At 55.2% G+C, this 13,739-nt stretch carries 13 protein-coding genes, 4 tRNA genes and 1 rRNA gene; all 18 read right to left on the reverse strand.

Features of this window, described 5'->3' with window-relative positions:
* Positions 1–48 precede the first annotated feature (48 nt).
* The 18 genes from ACFWUB_RS02805 to rrf all read right to left on the reverse strand — a co-directional run bounded on the left by ACFWUB_RS02805 (position 49) and on the right by rrf (position 13,563).
* Positions 49–1,482, reverse strand: a complete 1,434-nt coding sequence (locus ACFWUB_RS02805; RefSeq protein WP_416184193.1) for an amino acid permease — start codon at positions 1,480–1,482, stop codon at positions 49–51.
* A 13-nt stretch (positions 1,483–1,495) separates the two neighbouring features.
* Positions 1,496–2,716 (reverse strand): threonine ammonia-lyase, encoded by a 1,221-nt coding sequence (ilvA, locus tag ACFWUB_RS02810; protein WP_292299174.1) that lies wholly within the window; start codon positions 2,714–2,716, stop codon positions 1,496–1,498.
* Between the two features lie 505 nt (positions 2,717–3,221).
* Positions 3,222–3,297: transfer RNA gene (locus tag ACFWUB_RS02815), tRNA-Glu, on the reverse strand.
* Between the two features lies 1 nt (position 3,298).
* A tRNA-Asn gene (locus tag ACFWUB_RS02820) sits at positions 3,299–3,374 on the reverse strand.
* Between the two features lie 74 nt (positions 3,375–3,448).
* On the reverse strand, positions 3,449–4,645 hold the full coding sequence (locus ACFWUB_RS02825) for an MFS transporter (protein WP_020309909.1): 1,197 nt from the start codon (positions 4,643–4,645) through the stop codon (positions 3,449–3,451).
* Positions 4,646–4,825: 180 nt separating this feature from the next.
* Entirely contained in the window at positions 4,826–6,448 is a 1,623-nt protein-coding gene (groL, locus tag ACFWUB_RS02830; RefSeq protein ID WP_302681303.1) for a chaperonin GroEL, read from the reverse strand.
* A gap of 58 nt (positions 6,449–6,506) precedes the next feature.
* Positions 6,507–6,788 (reverse strand): co-chaperone GroES, encoded by a 282-nt coding sequence (gene groES / locus ACFWUB_RS02835; RefSeq protein WP_020723787.1) that lies wholly within the window; start codon positions 6,786–6,788, stop codon positions 6,507–6,509.
* A gap of 110 nt (positions 6,789–6,898) precedes the next feature.
* Entirely contained in the window at positions 6,899–7,516 is a 618-nt protein-coding gene (locus ACFWUB_RS02840) for an ANTAR domain-containing response regulator (RefSeq protein WP_416184194.1), read from the reverse strand.
* 3 nt (positions 7,517–7,519) lie between these two features.
* A complete protein-coding gene (locus ACFWUB_RS02845; RefSeq protein WP_292299176.1) occupies positions 7,520–8,932 on the reverse strand; it encodes a histidine kinase N-terminal domain-containing protein in 1,413 nt (470 codons plus the stop codon).
* Between the two features lie 27 nt (positions 8,933–8,959).
* A complete protein-coding gene (gene tsaD, locus ACFWUB_RS02850; protein ID WP_020310828.1) occupies positions 8,960–9,970 on the reverse strand; it encodes a tRNA (adenosine(37)-N6)-threonylcarbamoyltransferase complex transferase subunit TsaD in 1,011 nt (336 codons plus the stop codon).
* A gap of 17 nt (positions 9,971–9,987) precedes the next feature.
* On the reverse strand, positions 9,988–10,461 hold the full coding sequence (gene rimI / locus ACFWUB_RS02855) for a ribosomal protein S18-alanine N-acetyltransferase (RefSeq protein ID WP_292261799.1): 474 nt from the start codon (positions 10,459–10,461) through the stop codon (positions 9,988–9,990).
* Entirely contained in the window at positions 10,452–11,162 is a 711-nt protein-coding gene (gene tsaB / locus ACFWUB_RS02860) for a tRNA (adenosine(37)-N6)-threonylcarbamoyltransferase complex dimerization subunit type 1 TsaB (RefSeq protein WP_416184195.1), read from the reverse strand. The genes rimI and tsaB overlap by 10 nt, the downstream gene beginning before the upstream one ends.
* Complete coding sequence (gene tsaE / locus ACFWUB_RS02865) at positions 11,146–11,616, reverse strand: tRNA (adenosine(37)-N6)-threonylcarbamoyltransferase complex ATPase subunit type 1 TsaE (RefSeq protein WP_292261801.1); 471 nt, start codon at positions 11,614–11,616, stop codon at positions 11,146–11,148. The genes tsaB and tsaE overlap by 17 nt, the downstream gene beginning before the upstream one ends.
* 12 nt (positions 11,617–11,628) lie before the next feature.
* On the reverse strand, positions 11,629–12,606 hold the full coding sequence (gene thiL, locus ACFWUB_RS02870) for a thiamine-phosphate kinase (protein WP_292282393.1): 978 nt from the start codon (positions 12,604–12,606) through the stop codon (positions 11,629–11,631).
* Positions 12,607–12,618: 12 nt separating this feature from the next.
* Positions 12,619–13,026, reverse strand: coding sequence for a UPF0158 family protein (locus ACFWUB_RS02875; protein ID WP_020310833.1), 408 nt, complete (start codon positions 13,024–13,026; stop codon positions 12,619–12,621).
* Between the two features lie 225 nt (positions 13,027–13,251).
* Positions 13,252–13,328 (reverse strand) — tRNA-Arg (locus tag ACFWUB_RS02880).
* Between the two features lie 37 nt (positions 13,329–13,365).
* Positions 13,366–13,441: transfer RNA gene (locus tag ACFWUB_RS02885), tRNA-Trp, on the reverse strand.
* A gap of 5 nt (positions 13,442–13,446) precedes the next feature.
* A 5S ribosomal RNA gene (rrf, locus tag ACFWUB_RS02890) occupies positions 13,447–13,563 on the reverse strand.
* Between the last annotated feature and the right edge of the window lie 176 nt (positions 13,564–13,739).

Raw genomic sequence — 13,739 nt, forward strand, 5'->3', positions numbered from 1 at the left:
TATTATACATCGCAGGCCCCGGGAAAGCCATAGACCTGCGACAGATAATCACGATTCCGATTCAGTTTTGGCGACCGTCGCCGCATCTCCTCCAGCCCCTTCGATGAGGTGCCCTTCTTTATCGTACTGTTTCTTGTTCAGGCCACAGGCGAACCAGGCGATGATGACGGCGGCGATGTAGACCCACGACGAGAAGATGGACATGCGCGTATCAGGATTGTAGATCATGCCGATAGTGACGAGAATCAGGAAGATGATGCAGAAGTAATTGGAATAAGGATAGAGCGGCGATTTGAAAGGATGTTTCGCCATGACTTCCGGTCCCCAGGCCTTGCGGAAATTTTTCTGGGCATAGGCCAGGACGAACCAGGCGACCATGCCCGGAAAAACGGAGGCACTGTATAAATAGAGGAACAATTTGGAGTCCGGAATGAGATAGTTGAGGATGACGCCGATAGCCAGGACAACGATGGTGACGGCAATACTGTTGCGCGGCACGCCGGTCGGTGACAATTTGGCGAAAATCTTCGGCGCCTGGCCGTTCTGGGCCAGCGTATAGAGCATACGGCCTGAGCTGTACATGCCGCTGTTGCAGCCGGACAGGGCCGCCGTGAGGACGACGAAGTTGATGATGCCTGCCGCTGCCGAGATGCCGACTTTGGCAAAGGTCATGACGAAGGGACTGCCGATATAGCTGACTTCATTCCAGGGATAGATACAGAGGATGATGAAAATCGAGCCGATGTAGAAGATGAGGATACGCCAGACGATATTGTTGACGGCCTTCTTCAAAGTATGTTTCGGTTCCTGGGCTTCGCCGGCCGTGATGCCGATGAGTTCGACGCCCTGGAAGGACGCGGCGACGACGCACATGGCCGCCAGCATACCGCCCCAGCCGTTAGGCATGAAGCCGCCGTTGACCCAGAGGTTGCTGATGCCGACGGGGACGCCGCCGTTGCCGAAGCCAAAGAGGATGACCGCCGCACCGACGATGAGCATGACGATGATGGTGACGACTTTGATCAGGGCGAACCAGAATTCAAATTCGCCGTAATATTTAACGGCCGCCATATTCGCCGCAGCGACGATGGCCATGCCGGCCAGGGCCGATATCCATTGCGGCAGCAATGGGAACCAGTAGTGGACATAGATGCCGACGGCTGTGATTTCCGACAGGCCGACGACGACCCACAAGAACCAATAGGAGCAGGCAGTGAGGTAGCCGACGAAAGGACTGATGTACTTATGACCATACGTGGCAAAGGAGCCCGTAACCGGTTCCTGATAAAGCATTTCCCCCATGATGCGCATGATGAAAAACATGACGACGCCCGTTACGGCATAACAGAGCAATACCGACGGTCCCGCCATCTGAATGGTGTTGGCCGACCCCATGAACAAGCCGACACCAATCGTCCCCCCAAGAGCGATCATCTCTACGTGACGCGGCTTCAGGCCGCGTTCCATTTTCTGCTGTTCCATGATTAGGCCTCCACTACTTCAAGGTAACAAAATAATGATGGTCTTTGAGCATGGTCATCAATTTTTCAACGTGCTTTTCGTTAGCCGTTTCCAGTTCCAGTGAAACGGCGGTCATGCCCATGTCGATGCCGTGCTGGCTGCGTTCATGGGTGATGGAAAGGACGTTGGCATTGGTGCCGGCAATGAGGGTCAGGAGCTTGACCAGTTCGCCCGGTACGTCGGGGATAACGGTCTGGAAGAAAATCTTGCGCTGGGACTTGATCAGGCCCTGGTTGATGACGCGGGTCATATTATTGACGTCGATGTTGCCGCCGCTGACGAGGGCTGCGACTTTCTTGTTGCGGATGCCGGAAATCTTGCCGCTCATGAGGGCTGCTACCGGTACGGCACCGGCCCCTTCGGCAACGGTCTTGCCCCGTTCGAGGAGGAGCAGGATGGCGCTGGCGATTTCCGATTCATCGACAGTAACGATTTCATCGACGTATTTCTTGCAGATATCAAAAGTCAGGTCGCCCGGTGTCTTGACGGCGATGCCATCGGCCAGGGTAGCCTTGCCGTTGTAGGTGATGACCTGCCCCTTTTCGACGGATTCCTTCATGGACGGCATGTTTTCCGTCTGGACGCCGATGACTTTAATCTTCGGGTTGACGCTCTTGGCTGCTACGGCCAGGCCGGAAATGAGGCCGCCGCCGCCAATCGGTGCAACGATGGCATCGACTTCAGGCAGCTGTTCGATGATTTCCAGGGCAATCGTCCCCTGGCCGGCGATGACTTCCGGGTCATTGAAGGGATGGACGAAGGTGTAGCCGTGTTCCGTCGTCAATTCAACGGCTTTGGCAGCGGCTTCGTCGAAGAAGTCCCCGTAGAGGACGACGTTGGCACCGTAGCCGCGGGTTGCCGTAATCTTGCTCAAGGGAGCGTGTTTCGGCATGCAGATGACGGACTGGCAGCCGTATTCGCTGGCTGCCAGGGCGACGCCCTGGGCATGGTTGCCGGCCGAAGCGGCGATGACGCCTTTTTCCCGTTCTTCCGGTGTCAGGGATGCGACTTTGTTATAGGCACCGCGCAGTTTAAAGGAGCCTGTCCGCTGGAGGTTTTCCAACTTCAAATAGACTTCGCAGCCAGCCAGATCGCTGACGGAATTGCTGTACGACAAGCCTGTCTTCTGGGCGACGCCCTTCAAGCGTTCCTGGGCATCTTTGATCATTTGTAAGGTTACTTTTTCTTCACTCATGGTATGTGCTGCTAAATAGCGTATGTGCTGCTAAATAGCAGCGTCCCTCCTTCGTTAGTTAGAATAAATACGGTTTGCTTATGCCTTTACTATACGCCTTTGTCTGTCCATTGTCAATAGAGTATCCACGTGTTTGTCCATTATAAAGAGACTCATGTTTACTGAACCAGAAATCATCATTGCTTATTTTGCATAAGCTGGCATCGAACGATGCGAAAGGAAGAAGCTTCCTTTATGGCAGTTTCTTCGTGACTCGTAATCAGCAGTCAGCCGTTAGCAGTCAGCCATTAGTAGCTCGCAAGCGCTTTACTAACTACGAACTATAAAAGGGACTGTCACACGAAGGCTTATGCCATCATGCGAAGTCCCTTTGCTTCAGAGTTTGTAGTACAGAATTTATGGTTTGCAGAGAAGACCTTTAAATTTAAAGCCATCCGCTAACCCCTAACAACTAGCCACTAACAACTAAAAAAGGCTTGTCGTCGTACGACAAGCCTTTTTTATATGGTGACCCCTACGGGATTTGAACCCATGTTCTCGCCGTGAAAGGGCGATGTCTTAGACCGCTTGACCAAGGGGCCATGGCTCCTCAAGTAGGACTCGAACCTACGACAAATCGGTTAACAGCCGATTGCTCTACCAACTGAGCTATTGAGGAATATCACTTCAAGCTCGTTCCGAATCGGAACAATTAATATTATACTTGAAGAGATAGAAAAATGCAAGTCTTTTTTACGAATTTTTTTGATGACTTTCTCCGGCCCTGCCCAGGAAATGGAAATAGGCCGTAAAGCAATACACGGCAGCGACTAAGCCGATGGCTGCGCCGGCATAGCCGATATACGGTAGCAGGCCATGGGCCGTGACCTGCCCGCCAATCCAGGTCCCGCCGCCGATACCGACGTTGAAGATGCCTGAAAAGATGGACATGGCCACCGGGGCTGCCCCCATCGGGACGTGGCGGATGAGTTCGGCCTGGAAGGTGACGTTGAACAGCGTCGACGCACAGCCGACGACCAGGCAGGCGGCGACCATCGTCCCTGCCCTGCCCGCAGCGGCCTGCCACAGGAGGAACGGGATGACCAGGCCCAACAGACCAGCCCGGATGACGCCATAGCGGAAATGATTGTAAAACCGGGAAAAGACGAAACTCCCCAGGAGGCCGCTGACGCCAAGGAGCATGAGCGTCGACGTGATGCCCTGGTCGCTAAAGGCAGCAACGGTCTTGAGAAAGGGCTCGATATAGCTGTACGCTGTAAAATAGGCCGTCGCGAACAGGACGGACAGGATATAGACGCTGATGACGACGGGATTCTTGAGCAGCTTGGGCAATTCGTCGCGGGAAAAAGAGGCGTCGCTGGCCAGCTTGGGAAAGACAAAGGCCAAATAGATGAGCACGGCTAAGGCCGTTACCGTAATGACCAGAAAAGTCATGCGCCAGCCGGCATAGAGGCCGATGACCCGTCCCAGGGGCAGGCCGAAGATCATGGCGACAGCCGAGCCAGTGACGATCATGCTCAAGGCCAGGGGCCGATGAGTCCGCGTGACCAGGCGCGTCGCCATCGGGGCCGCAATGGACCAGAAAATAGAATGGGCGCAGGCGACGCCGATGCGGGCTGCCATGAGCATGGGAAAATTCAGGGCCAGCCCCGATGCCAGCTGTCCCAGGACAAAGAGCCCCATCGTCCCCAGCAGGAGGCGCCGCATCTCCATCTGGCAGACGAGGAGCATGAGCGGCAGGGACAGCAGGGCCACGACCCAGGCGTAGACAGTGATCATAATGCCCGTCTGGGACTCGGTCATCGCGAAGGACTGAGAAATGTCCATGAGCAGGCCGATAGGCATGAATTCCGACGTATTGAAGATGAACGCCGACACAGTCAGGCCCAGGAGGGGCAATACATATTTCAGAGGAATAGCGCGAAACATGATTCATTCTTCCTTTGCATAGATTTAGAACGATTCCATCGTACGCTGTCCCCGGGAAAAAGTCAAGAGGGCAAAAAAAAGGCTTGTCGTTATACGACAAGCCTTTTTAAGTTGTTAGTGGTTAGCAGATGGCTTTAAATTTAAAGGCCGTCTCTGCAAACTACACACTACAACCTAATCTTACATCATGCCGGGCATACCGCCGCCCATGCCAGCCGGGGCTGCCGGAGCCGGTTCCGGTTTGTCAGTGACCAGGGTTTCCGTCGTGAGGACGAGGGCTGCGATGGAAGCTGCGTTCTGGAGAGCTGTACGGGTTACTTTAGCCGGGTCGACGATACCTGCTTTGACCATGTCAACGTATTCTTCTTTGAGGGCGTTGAAGCCTACGCCGTCTTCGGAAGCTTTGACTTTAGCGACGATGACCGAGCCTTCGAGGCCAGCGTTTTCAGCGATCTGGCGGAGCGGAGCTTCAATAGCGCGTTTAACCAGGTTGATACCGGTCTGTACGTCGCCGTCTTCATCGAATTCGTCGAGAGCCGGGAGGATGTCGATGAGGGTCGTGCCGCCGCCGGCTACAATACCTTCTTCAACAGCTGCACGCGTAGCGTTGAGGGCATCTTCGAGACGATATTTCTTATCTTTCAATTCGACTTCCGTAGCAGCGCCGACTTCGATGACAGCTACGCCGCCGGACATCTTAGCCAAACGTTCCTGCAATTTTTCTTTATCGAAATCAGACGTCGTTTCCGCAATCTGAGCTTTGATCTGAGCGACACGGTCTTTGATGGCCTGGGGATCGCCGTGGCCTTCGACGATAGTCGTTTCACCTTTGGTTACGCGGACCTGACGGGCAGTGCCGAGGTCTTCCATGGTAACGCTGTCGAGTTTACGGCCGACATCTTCCGTGATGACCGTAGCACCCGTGAGGGTTGCGATATCCTGGAGCATTGCTTTGCGGCGGTCGCCGAAGCCCGGAGCTTTGACAGCGACGGCTTTGAAGGTGCCACGGAGTTTGTTGACGACCAAGGTAGCCAATGCTTCGCCTTCGACATCTTCAGCGATGATGAGGAGTTCTTTACCAGCCTGGACGACTTTTTCCAGGACCGGGAGCATTTCCTGGATAGAAGCGATCTTGCGGTCCGTAATGAGGATGTACGGTTCGCTCATGACGGCTTCCATTTTATCCGGGTCCGTTACCATGTATGGGGAAATGTAGCCGCGGTCGAACTGCATGCCTTCGACGACAGAGAGCTGTGTGCCCATGGTCTTCGATTCTTCGACAGTGATGACACCATCTTTGCCGACTTTTTCCATAGCGTCAGCGATGAGGCCGCCGACTTCTTCGTCACCTGCCGAAATGGAAGCGACCTGAGCGATGGAAGCCTTGTCGGATACGGCGATGGAACGTTTCTTGATTTCTTCGACGAGTTTAGCGACGGCTTTTTCGATACCGCGTTTGAGGATCATCGGGTTAGCGCCGGCTGCGACGTTGCGCATGCCTTCCTGAATCATGGCCTGGGCCAGGATAGTAGCTGTCGTCGTGCCGTCACCAGCGACGTCGTTGGTCTTGGTTGCGACTTCTTTGACGAGCTGAGCGCCCATGTTTTCAAAGGGATCTTCCAATTCGATATCGCGGGCAATGGTGACACCATCGTTGGTGATGGTCGGAGCGCCGAATTTCTTGTCGAGAACGACGTTGCGGCCTTTAGGCCCTAAGGTAACTTTTACGGCATTTGCCAAAGCGTCTACGCCTTTGCCGAGAGCGCGGCGTGCATCTTCATTGAACAAAATCTGTTTAGCCATGTTGAACACACTCCTATGTGAAAGTTAAGTATTTTTTAGTTTGATTCGAAATGATTTATTAGATGATAGCCAAGATGTCGCGTTCGCTGACGATCAAATATTTAGTGCCTTCGAACTTGACTTCTGTGCCGGCATATTTGGAGAAAATAATCTTGTCGCCTACTTTGACATCCAAAGCAACGCGTTTACCGTCGTCCTGCAGTTTGCCCGGACCTACGGCTACGACTTCACCCTGGCTCGGTTTTTCTTTAGCAGTGTCCGGTAAAAAAATACCGCTTGCAGTTTTTTCTTCCTGTTCCAATACACGGATAACTACGCGATCTCCTAACGGTTTTAACATTTTACATTCCTCCTTAAAAGTAAGTTGCTACTCTTTATTAGCACTCCATACTTCCGAGTGCTAACTTACAATATATATATTAGCCATTAAAGGTAAAAAAGTCAAGGCTTTCACCCTGACTTTTTCATCAAACGTTTTATTTTTTTTTGACTTTTTATCTTTTCCGCACTGGCAATGACCGCCTCGGACACGGCTTTCAAGGATTTCCGGTTCTTCATGCTGTACTGCTGCAGCCGTCGGTAGGCTTCGTGTTCCGGTATATGATAAAGGTCCATGAGGCAGCCCTTGGCCCGGTCGACGGCTTTGCGCGTCTCGATGCGTTCGTTCATGTCATCGAGCTGCTGTGCCACTTCGCGCTGGTGGCGGAACTGGGAAATGGCGATTTCGATGGCCGGGAAGAGGTTGACCGGACTGACCGGTTTGACCAGGTAGCCCAGGACGCCGGAGTCCTTGGCCTTGTCGACGATATCCTGCTGACTGTACGCCGTGAGCAGCAGGACCGGTGCCAGCCCTTCGTGGCCGATCATGCGGGCCGCGTGGATGCCGTCCAGGCGGGGCATCTTGATGTCCAGGAGGACGATGTCCGGCTTTTCTTTGCGCACTAAATCGAGGGCCTCGACGCCATCAGCGGCTTCTCCGACGACGGTGTGGCCGGCATCTTCCAGCATTTCACATAAATCCATACGGATGATCGATTCGTCATCCCCTATTACAACGCGATATCCCATTGGTTATTCTCCCCTCTCTGGTAACGGAAAACGGATGGTGACGACGGTCCCTTCAGGCACGCCGTCATCGAAATCAATCGTCCCCTGCAGATCTTTTTCAATGAGCGTGCGCACGATGGCCATGCCCAGATGTTTGCGCCCCGTATCGACGGGTGCGTGGGACATGCCGACGCCGTCATCACAGACGATGATGACCCCGTCCGGCCCGTCGCGGCGGATGGTGACGGCCAGGAGGCCTTCCCGTCGGCCTTCAAAGCCGTGGATGATGGCATTGGTGATGAGTTCGTTCAGGACCAGAGCCAGGGATGTCGCCGCATCAGACGGCATGGGCAGGGTGTCGCCGGAAAACTTCGTCTCCACGTGGCAATCCTTGCTGACCAGGCTGTGCGCCAGGAGGCCCAGCAGTTTCTGGGCGACGTCGGAAATGTCGATGTTCTCTTCATCGTGATGGGACAACGTCTCGTGGACCAGGGAAATGCTGAGGATCCGGTTCAGGCTCTCGTTGAGGACATCCCGCGCTTCGTCGCTCGTCGTGCGCCGCATCTGCATGCGCAGGAGGCTGGCAATGGTCTGCAGGTTGTTCTTGACGCGGTGGTGGATTTCCTTGATGACCGACGTCTTGACCATGAGTTCTTCTTCCTTGCGATGCAGTTCCGTCCGCTCAGTCAGGATGGAAATGACCCGGCGCACTTTGCCGCGCTGCAGAATAGGGATGACCCGGCGGGAAACGACAGCATCGCCTAAGGTCACGTCATCGGCCAATCCCTCGGCCTGGGACAGGGCTTTCTTGGCACCGGTCAGGTCGAGGCGGGTATTATAGATATTGGTACCCGTAATGGCCCCGCGCTGGCCGCACATGTGCAGGATGCTGTCGGCCATATCGTCGGCATAGATGACGACGCCGTTGCAGTTAACCAGGACGACGCCATCCTGGATGGACAGGGGCCGGTACATGGAATGGAAATCCATGGGCACCTGCAAAGATAAGAAGGCTGTTTCCGTCAAAATCTCCCGATTGTCTTCGACTGTGCCGACAAAGGAAATGACGGCAATCGTCCCGCCGCCGTTATCGACGAAGGGATAAGCCACGATGGGCGCCATGCGGCCGTATTCGATTTCTTTCTCACCGCTCATGGCCGTTCCCGCCTGAAAGACCTGATAATTAAGCGGTTCTTCATAACGGGAAAAGGCAGCGCCAGGATCAGTCGTTTCCGTCTGCCTCCCCTTCTGCAGGAGCGGCGTCCGGTGCGCGGCCAGGACCAGCGTCCCCGCTTCCCGCCCGGGCACATAGACGAAGAGTTCCCGGTGCGACAAGTCGCTGGCGAACTGCAAGAGTTCTTCACTGTTCTGTAAAATATGGATCTGCACGGGCGACAAGGTGCTCCTTGTCCGGCAGACCGCTTCGAGTGTAGCCATAGAAGATTCCCCCATCTCTTCTCAGGATTAGTCCGATGTAATCGGCAGGGCCGGCTTGGCGTTGAGGGTCAAGTCGGCAAAGCGGCCGTCCAGGGCCATATAATATGCCCGGCAGCCGATCATGGCGCCGTTGTCGGTGCAGAGTATCGGTTCCGGCCGGTAGAAGGCATAGCCCTTGTCGGCACAGGCCGCACTCATGGCCGCAGCCAGGCCGCTGTTGGCCGAGACGCCGCCGGCGACGGCGATTTTCCTGGCTCCGCAGTAGGCCGCGGCATCCATGGTCTTTTCGACGAGCGTTTCGACGACGGTCTTCTGGAAGCTGGCCGCCACGTCGGCGGCATTATAGGACTGGCCCCGCTGTTCCTGTGTGTGCAGGTAGTTGAGGACTGCCGATTTGAGGCCGCTGAAGCTGAACTCGAAATTGTGCTTTTCATGGAGGGCCTTGGGAAAGGCGATGGCGTCGGGATCGCCTTCTTTGGCCAGTTTGTCGATCTGCGGACCGCCCGGATAGGGATAGCCCATGACGCGGGCGATCTTGTCGAAAGCTTCGCCGGCGGCATCGTCGCGGGTCTGGCCCATGAGTCTGAACGAATTATAGCCATTGATCTGGACCAGCTGGGTATGGCCGCCGGATACGACGAGGGCCAGGAACGGCGGTTCCAAATCGGGATGGCTGAGGAAGTTGGCAAAGATATGGCCTTCCATGTGGTTGACGCCGACCAGGGGCTTATCGGCAGCAAAGCTGATAGCCTTGGCCGCTGCGACGCCGACCAGCAGGGCCCCGACCAGGCCGGGACCGTAAGTGACGCCGATATGGTCGATATCTGCCAAGGTGACGCCAGCCGTATCAAGGGCTTCCTTGATGATGGGCATGACGTATTCGATGTGCTGGCGCGACGCGATTTCCGGTACGACGCCGCCGAATTTCCGGTGGATCGGCACCTGTGTCGATATGATGTTGGAGCAGATGTGGCGGCCATCTTTGAGGACAGCAGCCGACGTTTCGTCACAACTCGTTTCTAAAGCTAAGGTATACATAGATTTCATCCTTTTTTCTATAGTGAATGGCCGAGCCATTGATACTTCTCTTTTTGACAATGCATGATGCACGCATCTTCCACAGGCTGGGAATAATAGTCCTTGCGGACAGCAAGGGCTTCATAGCCCAGCTTGCGGTACAGTCCCTGGGCCGGCGCGTTGGATTGGCGGACTTCCAGGAAGAAACTCGTGCAGCCTTCCCGGAAGAGGGCTTCCATGGCCGTTCGCAGGAGAATCTCGCCATAGCCCAGGCCCCGTGCTGACGGATGGATGGCGATGTTGGCCAGCTGGCCTTCATCGGCGATGAGCCAGACGTCGGCATAACCGGCGACGCTCCCGTCTTCCTTTTCCAGGACATAATAACGGGCTACGGGATTGTCCAGTTCCGCTGCCAGGGACTGATGGGACCAGGGCACGGAAAAGGACGCCTCTTCGATGGCGATGATATCCGGCAGGTCCTCCCGACAGGCCTGACGGACCGTTACTGACATGGGACACCGCCGTGGCGTTTTTCCCAGAGCACTTCGGCTTCGCTGCGGCGCAGGTACGACGGCGTCAGGGTCATGCAGTCATCGTAGTCACCGGCGGCAAAACGGACATTGGCTGCCAGGGCGACGCTGCCGGCACGGGGAATGACCATCGTCGGCGGCGCCATGCGGAACAAGGGGCTCCGGCCTTCGATATCCCGGCGCCCTTTGAGGGAGCCGTCACCGCAGAAGACGACGGGCTGGCCTTCCCTTTCCAGGGTATCCAGGACTTCCGTCCGCGGCGCGATGTAGATTTCTTTTTCCGTCGTCAGCGTCGTCCGGTCCCAGCGATAGACACCGGCATAGACATTGCCTTTCTGGGCGTCGATGAGGGTGCAGATGCGGTCAGAGACGCCGACGAAGTTCCAGGCCAGGCTGACCGGCGTCGTGACGCCGACGATAGGCACGTTCCAGGCAAAGGACAGGCCTTTGGCCGTGGCCAGGCCGATGCGCAGGCCCGTAAAGGAACCGGGGCCGACGGCAACGGCGACGCCGTCGATCTGGCTTTTCTTGACCGACGCCTTGTCGAGCATGTCGGCAATATGGGGCATGAGCTGTTCCGAATGGGTCAGCCGTGCCTGGATGGTGAGTTCAGCCCGCAGCGTGTCGTCATGGAGCAAGGCGACACTCGATACGAGGCTCGATGTTTCAATGGCTAAGAGCATATTTTTTTACCTCATTTTCTACAGCTTGCCAACGGCTGCCGTGGAAGTCAAAATGGAACAGGCGGTCCGTGGGACTCGTCTTTTCGATGGTGACGACAGCCGCATCGTCAGGCAGGCGGTCCGGGAATTTTTCCGACCATTCGATGACGGTCACGCCGCTTTCGAGATAGTCGTCGAATCCCAGATCGTCTAATTCATATTCCTCTTCCAAGCGATAAAAGTCGAAATGCTGGAGAGGAATGGTATTTTCATAATAATTCAGGATGGTAAAGGTCGGACTGACGACGACGTCGTCAATGCCCATGCCCTGGGCGATGCCCTGGACGAAATGGGTCTTGCCGGCGCCGAGGTCGCCGCGCAGGGCCAGGACATCGCCGTCGCTGAGGACCGGCCCCAGGGCTTTGCCCAAAGCGATGGTGTCCGCTTCTGAATGAGTTGCTACATCAAAGCTCATGATATCCTCCTCCTAAAAATGGGTCCAGCCCGTCGGCGGCAGGACCTGTTCGCCCCCATCGTGGCGGAGCAGGACCCGGCCCGGCCCCTGGCGGACTGTCCCGATAGGCGTCACAGCCGGATAGACGGCCTGCAAAGCCTGGAAATCGTCCGGCGCCATGGTAAAGACCAGTTCATAGTCTTCGCCGCCGTTAAAGACGAATTTCCAAATATCCTTGCCCGATGCCGCAGCCCAGGCTTTCAGCTCAGCGCTCGTCGGAACCTGGTCCCGGTCGATGACCAGTTCGACGCCGCTGGCCTTGGCAATTTCATTGGATTCACTAGCCAGGCCGTCGCTGATGTCGTTCAGGCTGTGGCAATGATGCTGTACCAGTAAGCGTCCCAGGGAAATCTGCGGTTCCGGATACTGGTGGGCTTTCTTCAAATGTTCATATCCGTCCTGTCCGGCCAGGAGGACGTCGAGGCCGCCTGCCGAATCGCCGATCGTATGGGATACGGCGATGACGTCGCCGGCCTGGGCTCCGCTGCGCAGCAGGGCCTTTCCGGCTTCGATTTCGCCAAAGGCAGCGACAGTGATGACGACGCCTTCTTTGGACATGACCGTATCGCCGCCGAGGATATTGACTTCATACGTGCGGCAAATATCCTTGATGCCGCGGTACATGTCAATGACGTCATCGACGTCCATCTGCGGTGCCAGGGCTGTCGACAGGACGATATGGGTCGGCACGGCCCCCATGGCGGCGATGTCGCTGAGGTTCGAGGCTACGGCCTTGAAGCCGACGTCATGCCAGGTCGCCGTCTGACCGATGATGAAATGACTGTTCTGGACCATCGTGTCGATGACAGCTACCTGCTGCCAGCCCGGCGTCGTCGTGTAGACAGCACCGTCATCGCCGATGCCGACGGCGACGTTTTCCGGATGGAAGAGGGTATGATCTTTAATAGCATCGATGAATCCGAATTCACCGATATCTGAAATCTTCGTCATCTCCGAGCTCCCCTATTCTTCATAATCAATGTGGTTGTCTTCACACCACTTCTTAGCGATCTTGCGGAATTCCATGCGCTGGAAGGTATACCAGAACTGGACCAGGCCCATGTCCTTCAATTCCCGTTCCAGCTGGGAAACGGTCTTGCCCGCTTCGATGGACTGCTGAAAAGCCGCCCGCTGCTTCGGGTCTTTCATCATGGGGACGAAGCCCTTGATCATTTCCGGCAGATCCAGGTCGGCCTGGGTCGGCAGCTTGATATACGCATCGGGATTGGCTGTGACTTCATTTTCCGCCTTGTCGTCACCGGGGATTTCCGTGACCAAGGCCATATGGCCGTCATTTTTATTTAAATAGAACTTGAGATAGGGATTATTCAGTTCAAAGGCTTTCAATAATTCTTCGAGCTGTACTGTCATAGCTTACACTTCCTTTTCACAATTTGCGATGTCTCTATTATAGCATGGATAGGGCCGGGCCTAAAGTAGGCAAAAGAGGCTGTCTTCGTGCGACAGCCTCTTTTGGGATTTTAAGTTTACAGTTTGTAGTTTGTAGTGAAGGTTTTTAAATTTAAAGCCACCTTCTACAAACTCCGTACTACAAACTATAAAAAAGCTCACGCAAAATGCGTGAGCTTTTTCCTATGGTGACCCGGTAGGGATTCGAACCCTAGACCTACTGATTCGTAGTCAGTCACTCTATCCAGCTGAGCTACCGAGTCATGTGGGAATGAAGGCGGACCTTCATTCCGTTTTTTCTGGCAGGGGCAGAAGGAATCGAACCCTCAACCAATGGTTTTGGAGACCACTACTCTACCAGTTGAGCTATGCCCCTACAAAAATCAGCGGCTTCCTATCCTCCCAGGGGGCCTCCCCCCAAGTACTTTCGGCGTTTGCGGGCTTAACTGCTGTGTTCGGCATGGGAACAGGTGGATCCCCGCAGCTATCGCCACTGAATTATGTTATTCAGGCGTCGGACAAGTCCGACATAAGCGATTCACACAGTTTTGCGTGTCGTCTCCGACTCCTTCAAAACTGGTTCTCTGCTTATCGTATCCTGACAACTGCATAAAAATGTTTCATACATCCAACGAACTATCAAGAATCTTTCCGCTCGTCTCCGAATCGTCGTT

The organism is Megasphaera sp., assembly GCF_047831605.1.
GTDB classification, from domain to species: domain Bacteria; phylum Bacillota; class Negativicutes; order Veillonellales; family Megasphaeraceae; genus Megasphaera; species Megasphaera intestinihominis.